At 38.3% G+C, this 24999-nt stretch carries 16 protein-coding genes; 13 read left to right on the forward strand and 3 right to left on the reverse strand.

The window, feature by feature from the left end; translation table 11 throughout:
- Window positions 1-9 precede the first annotated feature (9 nt).
- Window positions 10-4245, forward strand: coding sequence for a hybrid sensor histidine kinase/response regulator (locus BM102_RS05005; protein WP_090479515.1), 4236 nt, complete (start codon window positions 10-12; stop codon window positions 4243-4245).
- A gap of 96 nt (window positions 4246-4341) precedes the next feature.
- Here the strand turns inward: BM102_RS05005 and BM102_RS05010 are convergent, their stop codons facing one another.
- Window positions 4342-6204, reverse strand: coding sequence for an AAA family ATPase (locus BM102_RS05010; RefSeq protein WP_090479518.1), 1863 nt, complete (start codon window positions 6202-6204; stop codon window positions 4342-4344).
- Window positions 6205-6536: 332 nt separating this feature from the next.
- Between BM102_RS05010 and BM102_RS05015 the strand changes: the two genes are divergently transcribed.
- The 10 genes from BM102_RS05015 to BM102_RS05060 all read left to right on the forward strand — a co-directional run bounded on the left by BM102_RS05015 (window position 6537) and on the right by BM102_RS05060 (window position 18573).
- Window positions 6537-7904: an MFS transporter gene (locus BM102_RS05015; protein ID WP_090479521.1), complete on the forward strand. Its 1368-nt coding sequence runs from the start codon at window positions 6537-6539 to the stop codon at window positions 7902-7904.
- A gap of 206 nt (window positions 7905-8110) precedes the next feature.
- Window positions 8111-8548, forward strand: a complete 438-nt coding sequence (locus tag BM102_RS05020; RefSeq protein WP_090479524.1) for an ATP-binding protein — start codon at window positions 8111-8113, stop codon at window positions 8546-8548.
- A gap of 70 nt (window positions 8549-8618) precedes the next feature.
- A complete protein-coding gene (locus tag BM102_RS05025) occupies window positions 8619-9833 on the forward strand; it encodes a hypothetical protein (protein ID WP_090479526.1) in 1215 nt (404 codons plus the stop codon).
- Window positions 9834-9838: 5 nt separating this feature from the next.
- Window positions 9839-10135 (forward strand): STAS domain-containing protein, encoded by a 297-nt coding sequence (locus BM102_RS05030; RefSeq protein ID WP_044937552.1) that lies wholly within the window; start codon window positions 9839-9841, stop codon window positions 10133-10135.
- A 71-nt stretch (window positions 10136-10206) separates the two neighbouring features.
- Complete coding sequence (locus tag BM102_RS05035; RefSeq protein ID WP_090479532.1) at window positions 10207-11976, forward strand: MATE family efflux transporter; 1770 nt, start codon at window positions 10207-10209, stop codon at window positions 11974-11976.
- On the forward strand, window positions 11976-12974 hold the full coding sequence (locus BM102_RS05040) for a GNAT family N-acetyltransferase (RefSeq protein WP_090479535.1): 999 nt from the start codon (window positions 11976-11978) through the stop codon (window positions 12972-12974). The genes BM102_RS05035 and BM102_RS05040 overlap by 1 nt, the downstream gene beginning before the upstream one ends.
- Complete coding sequence (locus BM102_RS05045) at window positions 12975-15128, forward strand: SpoIIE family protein phosphatase (RefSeq protein ID WP_090479537.1); 2154 nt, start codon at window positions 12975-12977, stop codon at window positions 15126-15128. It begins immediately after the preceding gene.
- Window positions 15129-15152: 24 nt separating this feature from the next.
- Window positions 15153-15722, forward strand: coding sequence for a Crp/Fnr family transcriptional regulator (locus BM102_RS05050; protein ID WP_044937357.1), 570 nt, complete (start codon window positions 15153-15155; stop codon window positions 15720-15722).
- A complete protein-coding gene (locus BM102_RS05055) occupies window positions 15719-17338 on the forward strand; it encodes a dicarboxylate/amino acid:cation symporter (RefSeq protein WP_090479540.1) in 1620 nt (539 codons plus the stop codon). Before BM102_RS05050 ends, BM102_RS05055 begins: the two co-directional genes overlap by 4 nt.
- A 194-nt stretch (window positions 17339-17532) precedes the next feature.
- A complete protein-coding gene (locus BM102_RS05060) occupies window positions 17533-18573 on the forward strand; it encodes a S66 family peptidase (RefSeq protein WP_090479543.1) in 1041 nt (346 codons plus the stop codon).
- A 46-nt stretch (window positions 18574-18619) separates the two neighbouring features.
- Here BM102_RS05060 and BM102_RS05065 read toward each other — a convergent pair whose 3' ends face one another.
- Window positions 18620-19144, reverse strand: a complete 525-nt coding sequence (locus BM102_RS05065; protein WP_090479546.1) for a flavin reductase — start codon at window positions 19142-19144, stop codon at window positions 18620-18622.
- Between the two features lie 33 nt (window positions 19145-19177).
- Window positions 19178-21088 carry an EAL domain-containing protein gene (locus BM102_RS05070; protein ID WP_177194908.1) on the reverse strand — a complete coding sequence of 637 codons (1911 nt, stop codon included), beginning with the start codon at window positions 21086-21088 and terminating at the stop codon, window positions 19178-19180.
- 222 nt (window positions 21089-21310) lie between these two features.
- Here BM102_RS05070 and BM102_RS05075 point away from each other — a divergent pair, with 222 nt between their 5' ends.
- Window positions 21311-22375, forward strand: a complete 1065-nt coding sequence (locus BM102_RS05075; RefSeq protein ID WP_044937557.1) for a branched-chain amino acid aminotransferase — start codon at window positions 21311-21313, stop codon at window positions 22373-22375.
- Window positions 22354-24990, forward strand: a complete 2637-nt coding sequence (locus BM102_RS05080; protein ID WP_090479552.1) for a sensor domain-containing phosphodiesterase — start codon at window positions 22354-22356, stop codon at window positions 24988-24990. The genes BM102_RS05075 and BM102_RS05080 overlap by 22 nt, the downstream gene beginning before the upstream one ends.
- Window positions 24991-24999 lie beyond the last annotated feature (9 nt).

A 24999-nucleotide genomic window follows, 5' to 3' on the forward strand; every position in this document is an offset into this window, starting at 1 on the left:
ACTTTAATTATGACTATGATGAGTAAAAGAGCAGGAATAATAGTTTCTTTTGCTTTAATATGTTCACTTGGTTGCTTCTTTACTAGTTATTTATGTGCAAAGGAAATAGATTCAGAAAAAGATAATGTTCAGATGGGCGGAGGCTTTGCTGCTACAGGGCAATTAACGCAAGTAGGGTATTCCACCCAGATGTATGATGCTGTTAATGGGCTTCCAACTTCGGAGGCAAATTACGTTTTATCAGATAAGGAAGGATATATCTGGATAGGCGGATATAGTGGAGTTATGCGCTACGATGGAAATACCTTTGCGCGCTTTACCTCTGCTGAGGGCCTAACAAGTGGAAGAGGAATATTTGAAGATTCTGAGGGCGGTATTTGGATAGGAACCAACGATAATGGTGTAGTCTATTTTGATGAATATAGGCAACCAACTCATTATAGTAAAAAAGATGGTTTACCTTCTGCTTCGATAAGAACATTCGCAGAAGACGCAGAAGGAAATATATTCATAGGTACAACTGAAGGAATAGCATATGTAGATTCTAAAGGGCAAATACTTACAGTTAATGATAGCAGAATAAACACTGAGAGAATTTTACGTTTATCAACAGATTTAGATGGTACTGTATATGGATATACCAAAAATGGTTCAGTATTTTCTTTAAAGGATTGTAGTGTCTCAGAATTCTATACTGGGGAGGAGCTGGGTGAACAAAGCATTACTAATATATATGCAGATCCATCAAGCTCAGAAAAAGTATATATTGGTGTTAATTCTGGAAAAATCTATTATGGTAAATTTGGTCTGAAGCTAGATGATATGGAAGAAATATCTGTAGCACCTTTGGATAAAATTAAATGGATAGAATTAGCATGTAACAGAATATGGGTGGCTTCTGAGAGTGCTTTGGGCTATTTGGATGAAAAAAATATATTTCATCTGTTAGATGATATTGCGGTAGAGAGCGGAATAGAAATGCTAACTTCTGATTACCAGGGAAATATTTGGGTTGCATCCTCAAGACAGGGCGTTATGAAGCTTGTAGCCAATAGCTTTTCAAACATTACCTCTAAGGTGGGGTTAAGTGAAGAGGTTGTAAATACAACATGTGTGTATAATAATTCACTGTATATTGGCACAAATGCTGGACTTAGAATTATAGATAATTTTTCTACAGTTATAGAAAATGATTTAACGGAGTATCTGGGAAATGCAAAGATTAGGTGCATAATCAAAGACAGTAGTAATAATCTTTGGATTGCTACCTTTGAAAATAAGTATGGTTTAGTTTGCTACAAATCAGATGGAAGCCTTGAATCCTTTACTATGAATGATGGAATGCCGAGTAATGAGATTAGATGTGTAGAAGAAGCGAAGGATGGAAGCATAATTGCTGGAACAAATGGCGGTTTAGCTATTATTAAAGACTATAGTGTTGTATCTACAATAGATAAGTCGTCGGGTATAAAAAACACGGTTTTTCTCGATGTTGAAGTGGGACGAGATGGTGAGATATATGCAGCAACAGATGGTGATGGAATATATGTAATTAAGGATGATGAAATAGCAAAGCTTGGCGAGGATGATGGACTTACAAGCGACGTTATAAACAAAATCAAATGGGATGACAGCAGAAATGTTTATTGGATAATTACATCAAATTCCATTGAATATATGACGGAAGGGAATATAAAAGAGGTATCAACCTTTCCATATAACAATAATGACAATATTTTCTATGATAAAAATGGAGGTCTATGGATACTTGCATCAAATGGCGTTTACTGGGTTGATGCATCTGAAATGCTAAGTGATGATGTACAAAAGTATAAACTATTTACTATTTCAAATGGACTTACCAGTATACCTATTGTTCCGGAATATAGTGATATAGATGAGGATGGTAACCTATATATTGCCGGAATGAATGGTGTTTGTGTTGTTAATATCAATAACTATTACCAGGGAAATTTGTGGATAAAAACTGGAATAACAGATGTTTACTGCGATGATCAGTATATTTCACCTGATTTAGATGGTACATATACTGTTCCAGCAGTTATGGGAAGAATACAAATAAGGCCGGCAGTACTTGATTATTCCATGGTAAATCCGTTGGTAAGAGTTTATTTGGAAGGCAATCCAGACAAAGGCTTTATTGGATACAGAGACGAATTAACCACGCTGGAATACACAGGGCTTCGATATGGAAATTATAAGCTTCATATTCAGCTATTGGATGAGGCGTCAGGAGAAATAATTCAGGATAATACTTATGCAATTATTAAAGAACCGGTTTTCTTTGAGAGAACAGCTGTAAGGGTGCTATTGGTCGTTTTGCTTGCAGTAGTTGTGGGCGTCGCAGTGTGGCGTGTAATGACTTGGACAGTTATTCGGCGACAATATATGGAAATTGCAGCAGCAAAGGATGAGGCGGAACGAGCTAATTCTGCAAAATCCAGATTCCTTGCAAATATGTCCCATGAGATTCGTACACCTATTAACACAATTATGGGAATGGATGAAATAATTCTCAGGGAAAACCCAGAAGGAGTTCCTAGAGAGTACTTGATGTCAGTTATTAATAGTGCGATGGATATTCGTACAGCCTCGGAATCATTGCTTGGCCTGATTAATGAGATTCTTGATATATCTAAAATAGAATCAGGAAAAATGCATTTAGTGGAACAGGAATATGAACCAGTAGAACAACTACGTGCCATAATCACTATGATTCGAGTTCGTGCAGAACAAAAGGATTTATCATTCGATGTAGAAGTGGATGAAAATATTCCTAGTATTTTGTATGGTGATTTTGGAAAGATTAAACAGATAACACTTAACCTGTTGACGAATGCAGTTAAATATACAGAAAAAGGAGGATTTACACTTAAAGTAGCAGTTACAGATGATGCAGAAGAATATTGTGATTTACGCATTTCTGTTAAAGATACTGGAATTGGCGTGAAAGAAGAAGATTTAGATAAACTGTTTACAGCTTATGAAAGACTTGATGAAAAGCGAAACAGTGGAATTCAAGGCACAGGACTTGGACTGGATATTTCACGTAGATTCAGCGAATTAATGGGCGGAAATCTTTGGTGCGAAAGTGTTTATGGCGAGGGCTCTGAATTCATTTTTACCTTCCGACAAAAGGTAATTGATAATACTCCTATAGGTGAATTTAAGGAGCGAGAGGAAACTACTCCTCCAGGCTTTTATGCACCTCAGTTTATTGCACCAGAAGGCGAATTATTAGTTGTTGATGACAGTCCAATGAACCTAAATGTCTTTAAGGGACTTCTTCGAGCAACACAAATAAAAATCACAACTGCTTCAAGTGGATTGGAGTGTTTGGAACTGTTGGAGAAAAAACAGTTTGACATTGTTCTTTTGGATCATATGATGCCAGAAATGGACGGTATTGAAACAAATGCCATTATCAAGGAAAAATATCCAGATTTACCGGTATATGCTTTGACTGCAAACAATATGTCGGATGCAGATGAGTTTTATAAGTCTCATGGTTTTCTTGGATATTTATCTAAACCTATTGATTCCTTTGCGATGGAAGCTACATTGATGAAGCATCTTGGAGATAAAATAATTCAAAAGCCAGCAGAGGAATTAGAAAAGAACGAGCCAACCGAATTACCTGATGATATGCTTTGGATTAGACAGGTGGATGGTTTGGATGTTGATGAGAGTATAAAAAATTCTGGCGGTGTAACGGTATATGTTATTTCAATCAAAGATTACTATGACACAATTGATTTAAATGCTGATGCTATCGAGGAAGCATATAATGCCGGAGATATCAAGCTGTACACAGTAAAGGTACATGCTCTTAAGACCTCAGCAAGAATCGTTGGAGCTATGGAGTTATCTGCATTGGCTGAACAGCTTGAGGAGGCAGGAAAGAAAAACGATTTAGATTTCATTAATGAGAATACAAAAAAGCTGCTGGCAGATTACAGAAAATACAAGACCTTGCTTTCTGGATTGGAAGCTTCCGATGAAGCTCAAAATAGTGAAGAGAAAGAACCAATTAATCCAGAGGAATTGGCTGGTGCATACGAAGCTTTAAAAGAGCTTGTACAGCAGATGGATTTCGATGGAGCTGAAATGGTGCTTTCTGAAGTGCGCCAGTATAAACTTTCTGATGAGGATGACAAGAAGATTAAAGAACTAAGAAAAGCCCTAAAGAGATTTGACTGGGATGATATGGAAAACCTGCTATAAGGAACAAACAACAGCGACTGCCCTCCAAAAGTGTGTAATAAAAATGCTTTTGGCGGGCAGTCATAATGTAATAAATGAGCTAACAAGCTATATATCTTATTCCATTCTTATCTTTACATTCTTTCCAGAGAAAGCAATTCCGAATTTAATGATATTCTTTACACCCATATCATGGAGTTCGGTGTCGTAATCCTTTTCATTTATTTGATTAAGAGCTTCTGAGGTTAAAGCAGTGAGTTCCTTATCGTTCAGATTCTTATCCCATTTTAATTCCATGATTATCCCTGGATATTTATTTTCTCTCGGGAACATGCTGATATCATATCGACCTTCGCCAGATTCTCTATTAGACCTGATACGGTACTGGTTATCCATTAAAGCAATAAGTCCTAGAACAAGGCCATGATAAAAACCTTCTGCACCGGCATCGTAGAAGCTGATACTGTTTTTTAAGTATTCCTCTATTCCTTCTTGCAGCTTTTTTGTATCTTGGGCAAATAGGCTCTCCGCAATTTTATTTGCAGTAGCTCTTCTCATTGCGCCAATTTGCATAAGGTGAGAGAGTATCTCACTTTTATATACCGCTGCTATTTCACGGTTGGGAATAGAAACCTGACACAGCCATGCGCCATCATCCTGAAGCTCCTTTTGGGGTATTTTCAGGTAACCAGCGACCAAAAGTAGACTATAAATATTTGCAGGATCATCGGCCAATGATCTGTATACTACGTTCTGATCGATTCTGGCTATAACACTTTCTCCTTGAAGAAGAGAATATAGTTTCTCAGTGATATCGTTTGTTGCTACTTTCAGTACATCTTCAAGGACTTCATTTTTCCCAGTGTTTACCCAATATGCCTGAGGCAAGCAACCTTTGGAGAGATAATTAATCACTGACCATGGGTTATAAATTTCCTTATTTCCAAAGCGATACCCATCGTACCAGCTTTGAATCTCGTCTTTCTTGTCGGATGCTCCATAATAAGCGAGCATTTGGCTTACCTCGGATTCGGTAAAGCCAAAGAATCCATCGTACTCATTGTCCATGACGGAATTAACCGTAAGGTTATTCAAACCGCTGAAAATGCTCTCCTGAGCTATTCTTAATATACCAGTCAAAAAGCCATAGGATAGATTACTGTTGTCTTTGAATGCACCGGAGAAGAAGTTCCTCATGAATCCGATAATTTCATCATAAAATTCTTTCGAATATCCCTCCTGAATTGGAGTATCGTACTCGTCAATAATGATAATAGGGGCTTTTCCGTAATGAGCTGCAAGCATTTTAGAAAGCTTTTGAAGCGAGTCTGCAAGTTCTACCTCATCAGCCTTTCCACTTAATACTTTCTTAAAATAGTCTTTCTCATAGCTTTCTAGTTTATCGCTGTTTTTTAGCTCGGAATGGCGACCAAATTCTTCCTGTAGCAATCCTGAAATCTTTGTAAAAGTTGCTTCCCAGGAATCGTATTTAACATCCTTAAATGTCAGAAAAATCACAGGATATTTTCCCTGATGTTTTCTGTACTCATTTCCACACTGCCAAATAGCTTTATCTGTAAAATATCTACGTGTATCATCATCTGATATTTCAAAGAAAACACGAAGCATATCCATATTTAGAGTCTTTCCGAAACGTCTTGGTCTTGTAAACAAAGATACAAAAGATTTGCGGTCTAGAAACTCCTTAATTAGAAGGGTCTTGTCCACATAATAATATTCTGACTGCGCACGAATATAATCTGATATTCCAACGGGAAGGGGCTTTTTCTCTGTATCTGTTCCTGACTTGATATATTCACCTGTAACTATGCGTTTGTCCGCAGGTCGCTTAGCTTCATCGGGGATTTGCCATTGTTTCCCAACTTTAACAGCACCAGGAATCGAACCCTCCTTGCAGAATGCCGAAACTCTTCGTTCTGATATTCCCCATACCTCAGACATTTCTTTACAGGATTTCATATGAATCTTCCTCCTTTACGTCTTTTATTACTTACAGTATAAACAACATTCGGAAGGATGTCAATTTGAATCGGCATCCTTCCGAATGTTCTTCCGAAATGTATCATGCAAAGGAATTCAGGCAGCTTTGCGAAGGTAATAAGGTAGAGTTGTTTGTTACTGTTTGGCTTGCTGTTATAGATTTGACGACCTTACTATGCTTGGATTTGAGTTTGTAAAAAATGCATAGTGTCTAATAATAGAAAAGGGTCTGAACAGTTAACATTTGTGCAAAGGCCCAAATAGGTTTATAATTTCTGTTGGGTATAAATACAAAGGGGGATAATTGAATAATGAAACAACTCAAACCTATTACTAACAAACTCTTATGGATCTTTGCATTAGGGCAATTCGGTTGGAGCCTTCTATCAGGTGTAGTATCCAACTGGATGGTTTACTACTACACAGGCACACCAAGTGCACAGAATCCTAACACAGGTCTTTTTGCATCTGGAATCACTCAAAATCCAATTCTTTTCAAATTAACATTGTTTGGTCTTGTGCTTGCCTGCGGTCGAATTTTCGATGCAATCACAGATCCACTTATTGCTGGCTGGTCAGATGGAGCTGACTATAAGGGCGGCAGACGTATTCCATTTATGAGAGCCATGGCAGTCCCATTTGCTCTATGTACTATTGGTCTTTTTGTGCTTCCACAAACAAGCAACGTAGTCGTAAATGACGTAGTGTTGTTTGTACTTTTAATGGTGTTCTATCTTTTTATGACAATGTTCTGCACACCTTACAACGCTCTTATTGCAGAGCTAGGTGACACACAGCAGCATCGTATAAACGTATCAACATACATTTCATTTACATTTATTGTAGGTCAGTCTATTTCATTCTTACTTCCAAACGTTGCGGGAGCTTTGGAGGGAAGCTTTGGACAGGCTGGTTCCATCAGAATGTCAGTTGCAATCATGGCAGCTATAGCTTGTATTGCAATGCTCATTCCAGCATTTTACATTAACGAGCGTGATTACATCGAAAGCAAACCAAGTGAGACAAAGCCATTTTCATCACTTGTTAAGACATTCTCTAATGTACAGTTCAGACATTTCGTATACAGTGATGTTATTTATTTCTTTGCACTTACATTATTCCAGACAGGTCTTGCATTCTACGAGACACAGCTTATGGAAATCGAAGATACATGGACATTTGTCCTTACTGCAACAATGACATTCATCAGCGTTTGCCTCTATCCAGCAGTAAACATCTTAGCTAAGAAAATTGGAAAGAAGCAGCTTATTATTGTGGGATTCTTTGCATACGCATGTGTATTCCTTGTAACAACCTTCTGTGGCAAGGGATTACAGTGGGGCTTCATTATTGCTGTTGCAGCATCTATCCCAATGGCAATCCTTGGAATTCTTCCACAGGCATGTGTTGCCGATGTTGCTGAGCTTACACGTCTTGAAACTGGTGAAGACAGAAGCGGTATGTTCTTTGCAGCACGTACTTTTGCATTCAAAATGGGGCAGGCAATTGCCATGGTAGTATTTACTTCTGTTACAGTTGCTCAGACAAAGGCTAGCTATCGTATGACAGCAGGAATTGCATTTGTTACTTGCTTCATTGGAGCTTGTATCTTCTTCACATTCAATGAAAAACAAATCCTTGCGCGTATCAAAGAACTGAAGGGCAGCGAGGAAATCTAAAAAATGAATTCATAATATCCACTTAATTTGCAGCAAGCAGTTAAGTGGATATTTTTTTATGGATTCTTGTATCCAAGAAAATGAAATGATTGTGAAAGTATTTTGAAAAGGAACACATAATGTAAATGATGTGCAATAATAGTAGATACAGTGACAAAAGTTGAAATAATCTAATTAGACTTACATTATTTCTGAGGGAAAGATATATGAAAAAAACATTTGAATGTGAAGCCACAGTAGATAAGCTGGATGAGATAACTGCATTTGTAGAGGGACAGCTTGAGGAACTTGGATGCAGTATGAAAGATATCATGACGCTTACTATTGCATTGGAAGAGATATATGTAAATATTGCCCACTACGCATATGCGAAGCTTGATGAAAATGGAAAGACAATTCCGGATACGGGCACTGGACCAATGAAACTTACCGTTGATTCAGAAGACGGAAAGGTATTTCTTACTTTTGAAGATCATGGATTACCGTATAATCCACTTGAAAAGCCAGATCCAGATATCACATTGGCGGCAGAAGAACGCGAAATCGGTGGATTAGGCATTTATATGGTAAAGCAAAGTATGGATGATGTTACATACCAAAATAAAGATGGAAAAAACATCCTAACTTTAATGAAAAAACTGTGAAAGTAGGCTATTTAGCGGAGAAAAAGGTTATACTAATAATTGACTAAATAAAGAGAAAGGGGAGTAAAGAATGCAGTCTGAACATATTCGAATTTCTAATTTACAAGAGCATTTCGATAGAGTAGAAGACATTCTTGAGGATTATCTATTCAGACTAAATATCACTGGCAAAAATGCCTCAAGGTTTTCTCTTTTAGCAGAGGAGGCTATCAGGTTAGTAAAATCTATTGCTAATGATTCATCAACAGTTGAGTTATGGTTTGAAGGTACAGCAAGAATTTCCCATATATGCTTGCAATTAGAAAGCAATATGGATGCAAATAAGCAGGAGGAATTCTTATCTGTTTCCTCAACAGGTACAAATAGTGCAGATAGAACTTTTTTTGATAATTTAAGAGAGTTCTTTATTAAGCCAAAAGCACCTACATGGTCTTTAGCTGAATATGAGGCAGAGCTTTTACAAAAGAGGGCTCAAGATAAATACTCTGAGGATGCCTGGGGCAATTTGGAAAGATCCGTTTTAGCAAACCTGGCGGATGATATTCAGGTTGGAGTAAAGGATAATCACGTTCTTATGATTATCACCAAGGATTTCACTGAATCAATTAGCCGTATAGGAGTTCAAAAACCTCTTACAACATCAGCTCAAATACTTCTTACCTCAGATTCGGATAAGCTGGCAGAGGCGTATAACAAAGTTGATAATTGCGTTGGATCATTGGAGCTTAAAAAGAAGGATACTCTTAGGATTAAGCTTCTTTTGGAAGAAACAATTGGTATGTTCGATGCAATGACTGGTGATTTCACAGCTCTTCTTTGGGTTGAGAAATATAAATCAGAATGTGCAATCAAGATAGTTGGTAACACACAAATGAATGCAGATAAGAAATACGATATCTTATCAATGTCAACATCTGGTAACAACGAGCTGGCTCATGGATTTATGGGTAAGCTGAAGGATATTATTGAAACTGGAATTCTTAATTACGAAAGCGTAATGAAGCTGAATCAGGAATACAACGGAGTAAGCGTGAATTTCGGTGGCTTAGGTGTTTATACTGATGTATCTGCAGCAACTAATCCAATTGCAACCACAGGATTTATGTGGTCTATGGAGGATTATCGAAAAGCATTACAACAAAACAAAGATTCTAATGAAGGTATGATGCATGCTTGGGATGAGTTGGAAAAATCTATTGTAGCAAGCATTGCTGATGACGTAGTTGTTGGAGTTAAAAATAATAGAGTTCAGATGACAATTGTTTATAAATTGAAGGAGGAGTAAGTATGTTGAACATTAACAAAACAAAAGAGGGTGCAAGTTTAGCATTTGCTTTAGAGGGAAGACTTGATACTTCTACAGCACCACAGCTTGAAGAAGCTGTTAATGGGGATATTAGTGGTGTTACAGAGTTAACATTTGATTTTTCAAAATTAGAGTACATTTCCAGTGCAGGCCTTAGAGTTCTTCTTTCTTCACAGAAGACAATGAATAAGCAAGGAAAGATGACAATTACTAATGTGTCTGAGGAAGTGATGGAAATCTTTGATGTAACAGGTTTCTCTGATATTCTTACAATTGAGTAACTAGGTATACGATTCCCACATCCCATAGCAGGATGTGGGATTTTGTCTATTGAGACAAACGGGTTGGGGATATGAAAAATAGTATTGCTGATGGCAAATATGTACAGAATACACTCATAAAGCACGAGATGGCAACAATCGTTGCTGTTCTTGGTGTGACAATTTCTACATTTGGAAATACATTGTTTGCCGGCAGATTCCTTGGAAAATCTGCTTTGGCAGCAATGAATATTCTATCGTCTTTTACATTTCTGTATGCCATGATTGGATGCCTTGTCAGTGTGGGGGCTGCGTCTAAGGCCGCGGTTGCACTTGGCAAACATGATTATGAAATGGCTGGCAAATATGAAAAGGTAGCTTTTGGCCTATCTATAATCATACCAACAATTATCAGCGCCATATGCTTAATCAATTTACGTTGGTTCATGTCATTCCTTGGGTTCGACAGTGAACTGTATTTGATGAGTGTTGCTTATGGAAAAGTAGTTCTTGTTGGTGGTATTTTCAATACTTTAATGTATTTTCCCTTTAATTTTCTAAGGATAGCTGGAAGAGCTAAATATTCTATGTGGATATTTAGTTTAATGGGCGTTCTAGATTTGATTCTGGTATATGTGCTTTTATCTCTGGGATTTGGCCTTACTGGAGTGGCAATGGGTAATGTTTTATCCATGATGATAGCCGATTTTATTGGACTGGCTTTTATATTTTCCAAGAAAAGCAATATTCGTATGGTTAAGCTTGGAAAAAAGGAGATTGTACCAATTACAGGTAGCGCACTTTACGCTGGTTCTGCATCGGGACTTAACAATCTGTGCAAAGTATTTAGAACAATATGGCTGAATAGTTTGGTCCTTAGGTTTTTAGGAACAGATGGAGTCAGTGTACTTGCAATAGGTTGCGCAATTATAAATTTTGCCTCTGCAGCAGTAACTGGATTTGGAATGGCAATGTATCCGCTGGTGGGAATCCTTTATGGAGAGCATGATTCAGATGGACAGAAGAAGGTAATGAATGGCTCACTGAAAAATTCTTCGGTGGTAATGATTTCACTTGGAATCGTCCTTTGTATCTTTGCAGAAAACGTAGCAATGGCCTTTGGTATTACCGAGCCTGAATTGATAGGACAGGCTGCATTAATGATTAGGCTTGTGGCTATCAGCCTTATTCCTGCTACCTATATGAATGAATATATCTATTATTACACGGCTATAGGAGAAAATGTAGCTGCCATGACATTTACAGTGCTTCACAGCTTCATTTTGGTAGTGCTAATGATTTCAGCACATTTGAGAATTGATGCAAGCACTTGGTATGGAGTGGAATTCATCCTTGTTGAATTGGTAGATTTCGCCATTTTGTGGGGATATAGCAAATATAAAAGAGCTAAGGATCATAATTTAAAAACTATACTTCTTACTCCGAAGAGAAGTGATGAGATATTTTTCAGTGCAGTTTCATCTGGTACATATGATGACAACATGGCGCTTGTTGAAAAGGTAGAGGATTTTTGCCGAGATAACAAGGTTAGCTTTAAAGGTATTCGTATACCGATGGTTGTGGAAGAGATATCCATATTAATGGCTAATCATTGTCTTAAAGAGGACTACTCAGGTATCGATGTAAAGATATCGGTTTTACGAAATACAATCATTGTTAGAACCAGGTGTGGTGGAGAAATGTTTAATCCAGTTACCTGGTTTGCACATGAAGAAGAGATAGATTCTGATTCGGAAGAATTGTTTGGAATGAGAATGGTAGACAAAATGGCAACGGATATACGTTATACCCAGCTGTTTGGTTTAAATAATGTGATTGTTACTATGGAGGGACATAGTTGATGGTAACTAGCCCGATGATAATTGATGAAAAATATATACTTCGTCCGGCAGAAGAAGGGGATATACCCGGCATCGTTTCCTGCATAAGGGAAGAGTACGGTGATTGCTATTATCGCAGAGCCTTTTATAGTGAAGACTATTTGAGGAAGAACATGCCCCACCTGAATCTGTTTGTTGCAGTGGAAGGGGAACAGCTTTGCGGGTTTCAATCCATGATAAGTCATAAGCCAGAGGATGAATATGTGGAAGGGGCATCCCAAATCTTTTTCAAGGAGTACAGGGGATTTGGCTTGTCGAGAAAGCTGGTGGATTACACCTACGATATCGCAAGAAAACAAAGCTTTTACAGCATATACGCAACGGCTGTTACCTTTCACAAGATTACCCAGTCCATGTGTGAGAAGGAGGGAATGCTACCAATCGGCTTTAACTTTGGAAGTTATATCACCTCCAAAATGCATAACAGTTTTCACTTGGGAAGCAATGAGAAATACGTTCAGGCAATTCTTCTATTGCCGCTGATAAAGCCAGAAAATAAAAGAGTTTACATTGATGAGAAAACAAAGGACCTAGCTCAGTACATCTACGACAATCTGGGTGTTAAGTACCAGATTTTTACAGATAAAGCAGAACCAGAAATACCCCAGTCGGACATAGAAATAAAGGTCAATGCAAGAGAGCAGCAGGTAATTATAAGAGTTAATGAAATCGGAGTGGATTTCAAAGAGCAAATTGTTGAAATAAAAAATAAATATCATGGAGAATTGTGGACAATGCAATTGATCCTGCCTATTGAAGCTCCAGAAAGTGTTTGGGCTCAAAGGGTGTTAATGGATGAAGGTTTCTTTGTTTCGGGAATGCGTCTACTTTGTAATAAAAAAGAGCAGATGTTTATGCAATATATAGGTGATGTACGTTTCAACGTAGAAGAATTGGAGCTTACAGATAACGCTAAAGTATTGATACGTAAGATATTAAGTCTTAGGGAAGAGGGTTAAATGAAAGAGATTAAGAAGAAATCATTAAGGGGAAAAATACTAAAGGCAATGATACTGCTGATAGTTCTAACTATGGTTGTTCTTGGAGTCAATATCATTCTGAGAATGGTTGGAATGATGAAGGAAATCCATAATGGAAACGAGAGTCTGGGCAGCCAAATAAGCAGTATTACATCTGAAACAATGGAGAACGAAATCACCGCTCATATGCAGGACATTGCAACAGGGCAGGCAAATACTGCAGATGCGGAGTTTGCAAAGTTTAGAGATACGGTCGAATTACTTGCTTCAGATGCTGAGTACTTATATGCCAACTCGGATAGTTATGGCAGGTATATGGTAAATCCTCCGGACCCTGCTAACAACGGAGAATTATCTCTTCATATGACATATAGCGCAAATACAAACATCAATGATTCAGCAATTATTGATGAAGCCGGACTTTTGGGAAATGCCAGACAGACTTTATTAGATGCCCATGCTGGTAATAAAGCAATGGCGGCTTGCTATTATGCAACAGAATCTGGACTGTTTATAGAGGCTGATTATAGCTCAGCTGCAAAATGTGATGAGAATGGAAATCCATTGAATTATGAAGCCTCTGAGAGACCTTGGTATATCGGAACCAAAGAGGCAAAGAAAACGTATTTCACAAATATCGTCAGAGAATCCACTGGAAAAAGAGTAGGTATGATGTGCGGTTCGCCTATCTATTATGATGACCAATTTATGGGTGTTGCCTGTGCCGGAATGTATCTGGATGATTTGGATGAAATGGTTTCCTCTACAGAAATAGGAGAAAACGGTATTGCTGCGATTATCAATAATGAAGGCAAGCTATTGTTCTCATCGGATACAGCAGGCGTTTTAACTGTAACAGATGAAAACGCAAATACGGATATGAGAGGTGACACCAATCCTGGCTTTGCAGGAATGGTAAGTGAAGCTGTAGCCGGAAATACAGGAGTAAGAAACTTTACATTAAATGATGTTAAGTATTATGCAGCTTTCGCACCTATGAAGACAGTTGGATGGACCTTTATAGTAATGCTTCCTGAAAGTGAAGTGTTTAGTACTACAAATGCTCTTTTGACAGAGGTTAATAATGAAAATGATGAGCTGGAAATTACTTTAACTAAGTATATTTTAAGAATGCTTTATTCCCTTGTAATAATCGGAATTATTGCAGCAGTTGTTGTATTTATCGGTGCAGGACATATGGCAACAAGTATTGTTAGACCAATGAATAAGCTGACAAGCAAAGTTCTTGAGATAAAAGGAGACAACCTAGATTTTACCTGGGATGAGACCACTGATGATGAGACCCAGGATCTGGCAGAGAGCTTTGAAAGCATGACAAAGCGAATGAAGGAATACATCCAAGAGGTGACCCAGATAACTGCGGAAAAGGAAAGAATTGGTGCGGAGCTAAGTATTGCTACAAAAATACAAGAGGCAATGCTTCCAAATGTTTTCCCACCATTCCCGGATAGAAATGAGTTCGATATTTATGCAACTATGACTCCTGCGAAGGAGGTAGGTGGAGATTTCTTCGATTTCTTCTTTATGGATAAGAATCATCTGGTAGTGGTAATCGCCGATGTATCAGGTAAAGGTGTTCCGGCTGCAATGTTTATGATGCTCACCAAGACAATGATTCAGAATAGAGCGTTGATGGGTGGAACTCCATCAGAGATTCTGGAATTCGTAAATAACCAGGTATGTGCAAGAAATGAGGCTGATATGTTTGTAACTGTATGGCTTGCAATACTTGATGTTACTACAGGAGATGTTATTGCAACAAATGCAGGTCATGAATATCCGGCAATCAAAAAAGCTGGTGGAAAATATGAGTACTTAAAGGATAAGCACGGTCTTCCTATTGGTGCTATGGAGGGCGTTAAATACAAGAACTACGAATTCAAAATGGAGCCAGGTGATGCTTTCTTCGTATATACGGATGGTGTTACAGAGGCAACAAATGAAAAAGAAGAATTCTGGGGAATGGACAATGCTCTTGCAGCTCTTAACAAGAATGATTATGAAACACCACAGGAAACACTTGCAGGCGTTCAGGTAGAAATAACTGAATACATGGGCGACGCAATGCAGTTTGATGATATTACTCAGCTTTGCCTGCTTTACAAGGGATAAATAGGCGGAAATGAGAGGTGGCACATGGCGAATATTTTTGATGGAAACAGTATAACCAACAGAAACAAGATTTATGAGGTGCCTGAAGGAACAATGATTCTTAAAGAGGGCGAGATTAATCTTGATATGTATAAGATTCTCTCAGGCCATGCGGAAATGTACACAGGATATGGAACTGAGAATGAAATCCTGATAGGAATGATTGGACCGGGGACATGCTTTGGTGAGTTTGGAATTCTTACTGGGAAACCTGCGATTTATACGATTATTACGTATTCACCGGTAAAATTGTTGCGCGTCACAGAGGGATTGATGGGCCAGTTTATTCAGGAAAACCGTGATGACATTTTAAAGATAATGAAAAACATGGCTACCAATATGATGCGAATGCAGCATCAGATCAATCAGTTGAGTGAGGAATTGATGATAAAGAAGCAGGAAGAGGAGGCCACTGATATTCCTACATCCAACGCCAAGAGAGAGAAAGAATATTTCGATAATCTGCATAAGCAACAGCGAGACGAACTTAGAAAATATGCTTTATATAAGTCAGAAAAAACAGATGGCGATTTGCCTAAGATGAGGTTTCTATGAAAGATACTATAATTATAAAAATCAACGATGAAGATTATTTAGAGCAGGCACTGAAATATATAAAGGAGACATTGATAAAAAGAAAGGTTTCCAAGTCCAACGCTATAAGAGCAGAGCTTTTATCAGAAGAGACAATTGTGTTGCTTGCTAAGAATGCAGCGCCAGATGCTGTATTAAGAATCAAAATCACCAGCTTCCTGGGAGATGTGAGTGTTGAACTAAAAATGAAGGGGCAGGAATTTGAGCCTGCAGCTGATGAGGATGAAGAGGAGGCTGTCCGTTCTATTCTCCTAAGAGCCTACGGCGAAAAATTCAAATATACTCACAAGAATGGCGAGAACAGAGTAAGAATTGTGGTTGTAAAGGCGGAGCAAACTGCCGTGCGCAACACAGTCGTTGCTATGGTATTAGGACTTGTTGTGGGATTGCTTTTAAAGGATGTCATACCAGCTGCTGTTGGAGATGGTATTTGTACATACCTTCTTAGGCCTATAAAGACTATGTTTATGAGCGCTATAAAAATAGTCATCGCGCCGGTTGTATTCTTCTCGTTGGTTACTTGTATTTCTCAGTTTAAGAATCTAGCAGAGTTAGGACGTTTGGCAGCAAAGGTAATGGGCTTCTACACATTTACCACAATTATTGCTACGGCTTTGGGATTTACATTTTCCTTGTTATTCAAAGCAGGGGAGTGGGGATTTGCATTAGAAACTGTTCAAGATACTACTGTTGTAGCTGAAACTAGCGATGCGGATTTTTCACTTATATCAGCCCTTGTAAATATTGTTCCTTCCAATTTTGTAAAGCCATTTGTTGAGGCTGATACATTGCAGGTTATGTTTTTGGCGCTTTTAGTTGGTGTAGCTGTGGGAATGATTGGCGAGTACTCAACTATACTTAAGGATATATTTGAAGCCTGCAACTCACTGTTTTTGACAATTACTACAATGATTGCAAAAGCTATTCCATTCGCAGTATTTTGTTCAATCGCATTAATGATTGTGGATATGGGTGGAGCATCACTGGTATCTGTGTTGACAGCAGCACTAGTTCAAGTGGGAACCATATTTGTAATGATTTGTGTATATGGAGTTTTGGTATTAGTTATTGGACATCTTAATCCTTTCAAGTTTTTTGGAAATATCAAAGAAGGAATGGTTACAAGCTTAACCCTTTCTTCAAGCTCGGCAGCTATGCCTACTAACTTGAGAATCTGCAAGGAAAAACTTGGAATATCTCCAAAGGTATGCAACTTCTCAATTCCTTTGGGAGCTACTGTAAATATGGATGGTACATGTATCTTCCTCACATCTTTTGTAATATTCCTTGCAAGAGCTTACGGTGTGGAAGTGACAGCTCCAATGATTATGTCCATGACATTATCCATAATTCTACTATCATTTTCAGCACCTGGAGTACCAGGTTCAGCACTAATTTGTATCGGTGTTCTACTTGGACAAATTGGAGTTCCAGTGGAAGCAATTGGACTGATATTACCTGTTAATCCTTTGGTTGATATGTTTGACACCATGAACAACACAACAGGCGATATGGCAGGTACTTTGCTTGTAGCTAAGTCAGAAAAGCTATTTGATATTGATATATATAATTCATAGTAAAAGGGGATGGGGAGTATGATTAATTTAGCTTTACGCATGATAACAGGATGTGTTATCGCATTTACGTTGGCGGTGTGTTTAATACCGCTAGAAGTCTTTGCAAAGTAAATAGTATTATGTAGAATAAATATGAGGGAAGACTTGCTCCCTCATATTTATTTTTGTAGTAATAGCAGATTGGAGAAAATGAAATGAGATATCCTGAGTTTCTAAAAAAGAATGGCACAATCGGGCTTGTTGCACCATCCTTTGGATGTACATTTGAACCATATAAAAGCTGTATGGATGCAGCTATAGAAAGATTTAAAGGCATGGGCTACTCCATAGTTGAAGGGCCTAACTGCCGAAAGGATGATGGAATAGGAATCAGCTCCACACCTCTTAACTGTGGAACCGAGCTTACAGAGTATTATTGTTCATCAGACAACGATATACTTATTAGCTGTGGCGGTGGAGAGTTGATGTGTGAGACTTTGGATTATGTTGATTTCGATGCAGTTAAAAATGCTGCTCCAAAGTGGTACATGGGATACTCAGACAATACCAACTTCACTTTTCTTCTTAATACTATCTGCGATGTGGCATCTATCTATGGACCAAGCATAGGAGCTTTTGGAGCAGAGTACCTTCACCAGGCTTTGCTTGATTCTATAAAGGCATTTACCGGAGAGCTTGATAAAGTGTCAGGATACGACATGTTTGAGTTGGAGTCACTTAAGGACGAGGAGCATCCTCTTGTTTCATACAATCTCACAGAGAAAAAAGAATTAAAGCTTTACAGTGGAGATGCAGCAGTAAATCGTTTGCCTCAGTTTACAGGCAGAATCACAGGAGGATGTTTGGACTGTCTGGCAAATCTTGTTGGCACAAAATACGATAAGGTGGCTGAGTTCAATAAGCGATACAGCGATGAAGGTGTGATTTGGTTTTTAGAGGCCTGCGACTTAAATGTCATGTCTATACGCAGAGCACTGTGGAATCTGGATAGAGCAGGATGGTTTGAGAATGCCAAAGGCTTTATAATTGGTCGTCCTCTAGCAGCATGGCAGGAGGAAATGATGGGACTTGATCAGTATAATGCAGTCACTGGAATTCTTGGAAAGTACAATGTGCCTATAGTGATGGATGCAGACGTAGGACATATTGCACCAGCAATGCCAATTATATCTGGCGCTATGGCTACAGTAGGCACAGACATGGGAAATATAACAATCGAATATAATTTAAAATAGTTCTTAAAAAGAATAATGCTGACCAGGATTCTGGCCAGCATTATTTTTATCTTGCGCGAATATCTAATATTTCGCCAATATACATGGTGTGAAAATCGTCCAAGTGACGTTCCGTATACTGTTTGTTTAGAATAGCCTCATCTAGCACAGTGTTTTCGGTCATTGGAACGGCAGCTATTTTTCGACATAGAATAATGAAGTTTGCATCATCAATGTAAGGAACCTTCATAGCGTGCTCAATATCTACGTGGCACAGGCGAAGCTTGTCTTCGTTGCGGCCGCTAAGCTGATCAAGTACCTTCATTAGTTGCACGTTGTTTTTGTCGTTCATATCGAAGAAACATGCTGAAAAATACTCAGATTTATCAAGTAATTCTTTTGTGTATCGTGTGTTGCGAAGAAATGCGTAGACTACATGTTTTCCCCAGATATGACCTACGCCTCCGTTGTGGGACGAGGTGGCATTGACTTTTCCGTCTGCCTCAGCAACGATTGCAATACCGTCATCCGCAAGCTTTTGGATTGGATTCCATTCCAACATATTAATTGGATAAGGTTGAAAAGTATGCATATGATTCTCCTTCTCTCTATTATTATTTGATGGCTAGTTAAGGTTATTGCTTTGAAGAAACTTTAAAAACTCATGCTCAGGTAATGGCTTTGTGAAATAGTATCCCTGAATGTAATCAACCCCCAGAGTTTTCATAGTTTCAAGTGCTTCTTTGGTCTCAATTCCTTCGGCAATTATCTTAATATCCATTGAATGAGCCATATCTATAACAGTTTTTACGATAGCCCGGGCTTTGTTATTCTTAAAATATTCATCAGTCAAATGCTTATCCAGTTTTACAATGCTTACAGGCATATCAATTATATAATTCAGATTGGATGTGCCAGAACCAAAATCATCTAGTGAGAAGGAAATACCTTTTTCCTCTAGCTTTTTCATATTGTTAAGGATATTTTCCTTACTGATTAAGGAACTGGTTTCTGTGATTTCCATATTTATAAGCAATGGTGAAACAGCGTAGTGCTCCAACAACTCTGTAAATCTAGATACAAATACAGGACTTTCACCTTGCTTAACAGAAAGATTAATCTCTATTTTTTCAATTCCCAGTTTTTCAACTCGGTATGATTTCATAAAGGAAAGGACTTTTCTGTAAATACCGTCCGATAGTGGAATGATTCGTCCGGTTTCTTCCATAACAGGGATGAAATCATTTGGGTAAACTAATGTACCATCCTTTAATCTAATTCGAACAAGTGCTTCAGCACCTGTGAATAAGCCAGTTGAAATGTTGTAAATAGGTTGATAATGCATTTCAATTCTGTCTTCTTCCATGGCAGATACAACCATTTTTTCAACAAGCTTGTGCTTCCTAAGCTCTGCCATAGTTTCTGAGTTAACCACAACTTCATTTTTGTTAGTCATGTTGTGGCTACTAGGAATGAAGTTTGTTAGTAGCATTTGAAGCTCATCTGCATCCTCAGCTACATTACAATTTGGAATGATAGTGTAGAAAGGATTTAGTAGAGTAATGGCATCAGCAATGTCTGGATTGTCCTCTATGGATTGAAAATAGGTGGCAATCTTAAACTTTGTACTTTCCATAAAATCGGTGCTGTCGAATACCAAAAGGAAATAGCCTTCGGCAGTATCGAAAACTTTGGCTGTATCAATGCTAAATAGAAACTCAGAAAGCTTTTCTATTGTTTGTCTAAGCAATTTATTTTCATTAACTGCGTCTCCAACAGTTTTGAAGGAAATCATCATTAACGAAAAAGTCTTTTTATTCTGATATAGGAAATCAAAATAGTCATGTATTACAGCGGAACTGAAGTGACCGGTTTTTCTGGAGATAGCTCCCTGCGGATTTTCCAATTCAAAATACATTATTAATGCGCCAATACATGCGGCAAAGCTGACAATCAAATATTGTGGTCTTATAAACTGAATGATTGCAGCTAGGCTCCAAATTACCATCCATATAAGTAAAGCATTGATCTTTTGGCGTTTTATGTGGTGTCTCAATAGGAATGCGGAAAGGGCAACACTCAGAATATAAATGGATGCCAGTACATAAGTAAGTATGGCAGCTGGGCCATAGGAATATAGCTTGATTCCGTCGTAATAAAAATTGAGAGGCAAATACAGAGTTAATAAAACTCCACCAACAAAGCAAAACTTGATGAATCTATCTAAAAGTATCTCAGCCTGACTTCCTTTTGTTTCCACAATGTCTGAAACGGTGTACTTAAAGGCAAAAAAGGAAACGATTTGTAGGGACTGTAGATAGAATTTGCCTACTATTGTTGTAATCATTGGATTGTATCGATATCCATAAACTATGAAATAACAAGAAGCAATATCTAGGATGACGCAAGCCAAGATAGCATATAAGGTTTCGATAAAACGGCGCTCTGAAACAAGCCCCATAGTCGGTTGACGTTTATAAAAGAACAGGAGCATGGATACAATAATCAGGCCGCATACTTGAGTATATATATTCATAAAATCATTCCTATGTGTAGTATTTAAACTGATTATAGCATTCATTTTACGTGGAATTGCCTAAAACTCAGAAAGTTCAAAGAATGTTCAAAAAGTGACAAAAAACAATCGAAAAAATTTAATAATTTAGTGCGTTAAAGTGTTGACTCGTACTAGATGAAAGGGGTAAAATTTCTATTAATATTTAATAAGATCAGAGCATAGATTTCATGGAGGCGGAAAATGGAAATCAGATTTGAAAAGCGTGAACAATTAAAAGAAAAACCAGACTGGAACAACCTTGGATTTGGAAAGTATATGACAGACTACATGTTTGTCTGCGATTGGGATAGAGAAATCGGTTGGCACGATGCCAGAATTGTCCCAGAGGGACCAATTGAATTGGATCCAGCATGCATGACTCTCCATTATGCACAGGAGACATTTGAAGGTATGAAGGCATATCGTCGTGAGGATGGTAAAATCCAGCTTTTCAGACCTGAAATGAATGCAAAGAGAATGATTAATTCTAATGAAAGACTTTGCATGCCAGCATTCCCAGTTGAGGACTTTGTTGCAGCTGTTAAGGCTCTTGTTAAGACAGAACAGGATTGGGTTCCATCTCAGAAAGATACATCACTTTACATCAGACCATTTATGTTTGCTACAGAGGCTGCTCTTGGTGTTCATATGGCAAAATCATACAAATTTATGATTCTTTGTTGTCCAGTTGGCGCATATTATGCAACAGGACTTGACCCAGTAAAGATTTTAGTAGAAAATGAATTAGTACGAGCAGTTGCAGGCGGTACTGGCTTTACAAAATGTGGTGGAAATTATGCGGGTTCTATCGCAGGTCAGGTAAAGGCAGAGAAGCTTGGCTATTCTCAGGTTCTTTGGCTGGATGGTAACGAGCGTAAGTACGTTGAGGAAGTTGGTACAATGAACATCATGTTCAAGATTGATGGAGAGATTTGGACAGCTCCAACAGTTGGTACCGTACTCCCAGGTGTTACTAGAGATTCTATGATCCATTTATTAAGAGATTGGGGATATAATGTTAGAGAGGAGCGCCTCGCAATTGATGATCTTATGAAGGCTGGCCACGAAGGCAAGCTTGAGGAGGTCTTTGGTACAGGAACAGCAGCAGTTATTTCTCCAGTTGGTGAGCTCCGTTTTAAGGATGATGTTGTTGTAATAAATGGAGGTAAAACCGGAGAGCTTACACAGAAGCTTTACGATACTCTTACAGGTATCCAGTGGGGTAGGCTCGAGGACAAATATGGATGGACAACTCTAGTAGATTAAATTTTGAATTGGAAATCAATAATGATGATATGCAGTCATTACAGGACGTATTCTGCAAATCTAATGATATGTATATCATGTGTATTGGGAAAAACTTAGGACAAATTACATCCTTCTCAGGTTCAAAGCCTGAGGAGGATTTTGTTGACTCTAATTTCTCTCCTGAACTCAGAAGAGAAATTGTTGATTCTTTTGTGGATGGTTCCGCGGAAAACATCGTGGAAAGATACGGCACAACTGATTATCTCATGTACAGGGGCGTAGCTATCAGAGGCTCCGAAGGAGAGCTTATGGGGGTATGGCTTTGCTTTGGTGTTGATAGAACTCAGCTTCCTATCGAAGTCAGATTGGATTCCTCGATTCGTCTTACTACAAAGGATTCCTTCGACAAATCAATTTCACTTATTGAAACTCTTACAAAGTATTATTTCGCAGAAAAATTCAAATCGCATCTTTTACGTCAAAAATTGATGAAAGAAAAAGATGTTGAGAATGAAATTACATATAAGCTAAAGAAAAATGAAATCATGACAGATATCCTTCGTTTGATGGAGTCTGAGAATTCATTTTCAAAGATATCCGAGGATATTCTCAAGGAATCAGGCAGATATTTGGACTGTACCCATACAGCGTTGCTGCAGATTGATTCCAGCGGAATAGGTGTGGATATGATTTCTGAATGGTGTGCAGAAGGCCGCAAAGCGCTGATTTCTCGCTTCCAGGAGGTTCCTTTGGTAGAGCTTCCATTTATGAACGGAAAGCCATACACCATTTCATCGGATGCTTCTCTTCCTGAAGCCTTCGAGATTTTCTTCATAAAATATGGAATAAAAGCAGCTATCTTCCTACCAATCAATGTGAATGATTCAGCTGCAATGTATTTATGCTTCTTCTCTATTGGAGAGGAGCGAAAGTGGAGTGTGGATGATTTGCGTTTTGCAAATGACATTAAGCGTATCATTCATACTGTCCTAGTGAAAAAGATTACTACCAATTCCTTGGCAAGCTCTTATAATGCGCTTGAAGCAATATTACAGAATGCTGGCTATGGAGTTGTTGTTGCAGATTTGGCTCACAACCAAATCCTTTATACAAACGATACCTTCAAAATCATGTTTGAAAATGAAGTTGATAGGTTGGCAATCGAAGAAATTATTTTCGATGAGAGATACACACTTCCTGAGCTAAATGGATATTCAGCAAATGGTTCTGGAAAGTGGTTCGACATTTCAATCGACTCGCTCAAGTGGGTGGATGGAAGAGATGTTAGAATGATTACTTTCTATGACATTACAGATCTTCGTATCTATCAAAAGAAGGTTGAAAAACAGGCCCAGGAGGATATCCTGACAGGTCTTTACAACAGACAGGCTTGTGAAAAGGATATTTCATTAGAGTTCCATGTGGCTAAAAAGCTTGATACCAAGTTTGCGGTGCTTATGATTGACCTGGATGATTTTGCTAGCGTCAACGAAGGACTGGGCTACAAAATCGGAGATGACTTGCTTGAGTATGTTGCTCATAGCATTAATGATATTTCTTATATCCACGGTAAATGTTACCGTGTGGGTGGCGATGAATTTGCAGTCCTCATTGACCATGAAAATTATGAAAATCTTGATTTAATTATCAAGAGAATCATGAATCTTTTCGATAATCCATGGCGACTTAACGACCAGGATTACTATTGCACAATGAGTATGGGATGCGTAAAAGCTCCTGCTGATTTGGAAGATTCCACAGATATTCTAACAAGACTTAATATCGCAGTTCACGGCGCTAAAAATAAGGGCAAGAACCGATTTGAGTATTACAGTCCAAAATCCGAAGCAGTTATGGCAGAAAAGGTTAAAATGGACCAGGCCATGAGAAAAGCTGTAGAAGATGACTGTAAGGAATTCGAGGTTTATTTCCAACCAATTATGGAATTTATCAATGGCTTGCCACAGTGCTGTGGTTCCGAAGCCTTGGTTAGATGGAATTCATCTGAATATGGCATGGTTATGCCGGACAAGTTTATCAGTCAGGCGGAGCAGATGAGGCTTATCAATGCCATAGGAGAGCATGTTCTTTTGGAAGCAGCAAAGGCATGCAAGCACTGGAATGATTTCGGTCATCCTGAATACAAGGTTAATGTTAACCTTTCGGTTGTTCAGTTAACACAGAATGATTTCATTGAAAAACTGAAAAACGTACTGGAAGTTACATCAATTAATCCTAGAAACTTGACTCTAGAAGTAACAGAGTCTTTGGCTATAAATGATATGGAATGGATGGTTAAGATATTAAAGGCCATTCGAGAATTGGGATGCAGAGTTGCGCTGGATGATTTCGGCACAGGCTATTCTTCCCTCAATCATATTAGGAGCATGCCTATCGATACTATCAAAATCGATAAAGCATTCGTCTCAGAAATGGGTTCAGATCATTTCTCTGAAGCATTTGTAAAGACTATTTCCGAGCTTGCTGATTCCTTAGACGTAGATGTTTGCGTTGAGGGAGTGGAAATGGACAAGCAGGTAGATATGATTGGAAAATTCTCCGTTAATTTAGCGCAGGGATTCTTCTTTGACAAACCACTATCTAGAGGCGAGTTTGAAAAGAAATATTTATAAAAGAAAGGG

Origin of the sequence: Pseudobutyrivibrio sp. JW11 (assembly GCF_900115355.1) — a bacterium.
GTDB classification, from domain to species: Bacteria; Bacillota; Clostridia; order Lachnospirales; family Lachnospiraceae; genus Pseudobutyrivibrio; species Pseudobutyrivibrio ruminis.

Excerpts from the sequence above, each read along its gene's own strand:
- BM102_RS05075 (WP_044937557.1), top strand. The coding sequence starts at position 21,311 with ATGGAAATCAGATTTGAAAAGCGTGAACAATTAAAAGAAAAACCAGAC.
- BM102_RS05020 (WP_090479524.1), top strand. The coding sequence starts at position 8,111 with ATGAAAAAAACATTTGAATGTGAAGCCACAGTAGATAAGCTGGATGAG.
- BM102_RS05025 (WP_090479526.1), top strand. The coding sequence starts at position 8,619 with ATGCAGTCTGAACATATTCGAATTTCTAATTTACAAGAGCATTTCGAT.
- BM102_RS05065 (WP_090479546.1), bottom strand. The coding sequence starts at position 19,144 with ATGCATACTTTTCAACCTTATCCAATTAATATGTTGGAATGGAATCCA.
- BM102_RS05055 (WP_090479540.1), top strand. The coding sequence starts at position 15,719 with ATGAAAGATACTATAATTATAAAAATCAACGATGAAGATTATTTAGAG.
- BM102_RS05005 (WP_090479515.1), top strand. The coding sequence starts at position 10 with ATGACTATGATGAGTAAAAGAGCAGGAATAATAGTTTCTTTTGCTTTA.
- BM102_RS05015 (WP_090479521.1), top strand. The coding sequence starts at position 6,537 with ATGAAACAACTCAAACCTATTACTAACAAACTCTTATGGATCTTTGCA.
- BM102_RS05035 (WP_090479532.1), top strand. The coding sequence starts at position 10,207 with ATGAAAAATAGTATTGCTGATGGCAAATATGTACAGAATACACTCATA.
- BM102_RS05070 (WP_177194908.1), bottom strand. The coding sequence starts at position 21,088 with ATGAATATATATACTCAAGTATGCGGCCTGATTATTGTATCCATGCTC.
- BM102_RS05045 (WP_090479537.1), top strand. The coding sequence starts at position 12,975 with ATGAAAGAGATTAAGAAGAAATCATTAAGGGGAAAAATACTAAAGGCA.
- BM102_RS05040 (WP_090479535.1), top strand. The coding sequence starts at position 11,976 with ATGGTAACTAGCCCGATGATAATTGATGAAAAATATATACTTCGTCCG.
- BM102_RS05060 (WP_090479543.1), top strand. The coding sequence starts at position 17,533 with ATGAGATATCCTGAGTTTCTAAAAAAGAATGGCACAATCGGGCTTGTT.
- BM102_RS05050 (WP_044937357.1), top strand. The coding sequence starts at position 15,153 with ATGGCGAATATTTTTGATGGAAACAGTATAACCAACAGAAACAAGATT.
- BM102_RS05010 (WP_090479518.1), bottom strand. The coding sequence starts at position 6,204 with ATGAAATCCTGTAAAGAAATGTCTGAGGTATGGGGAATATCAGAACGA.
- BM102_RS05080 (WP_090479552.1), top strand. The coding sequence starts at position 22,354 with ATGGACAACTCTAGTAGATTAAATTTTGAATTGGAAATCAATAATGAT.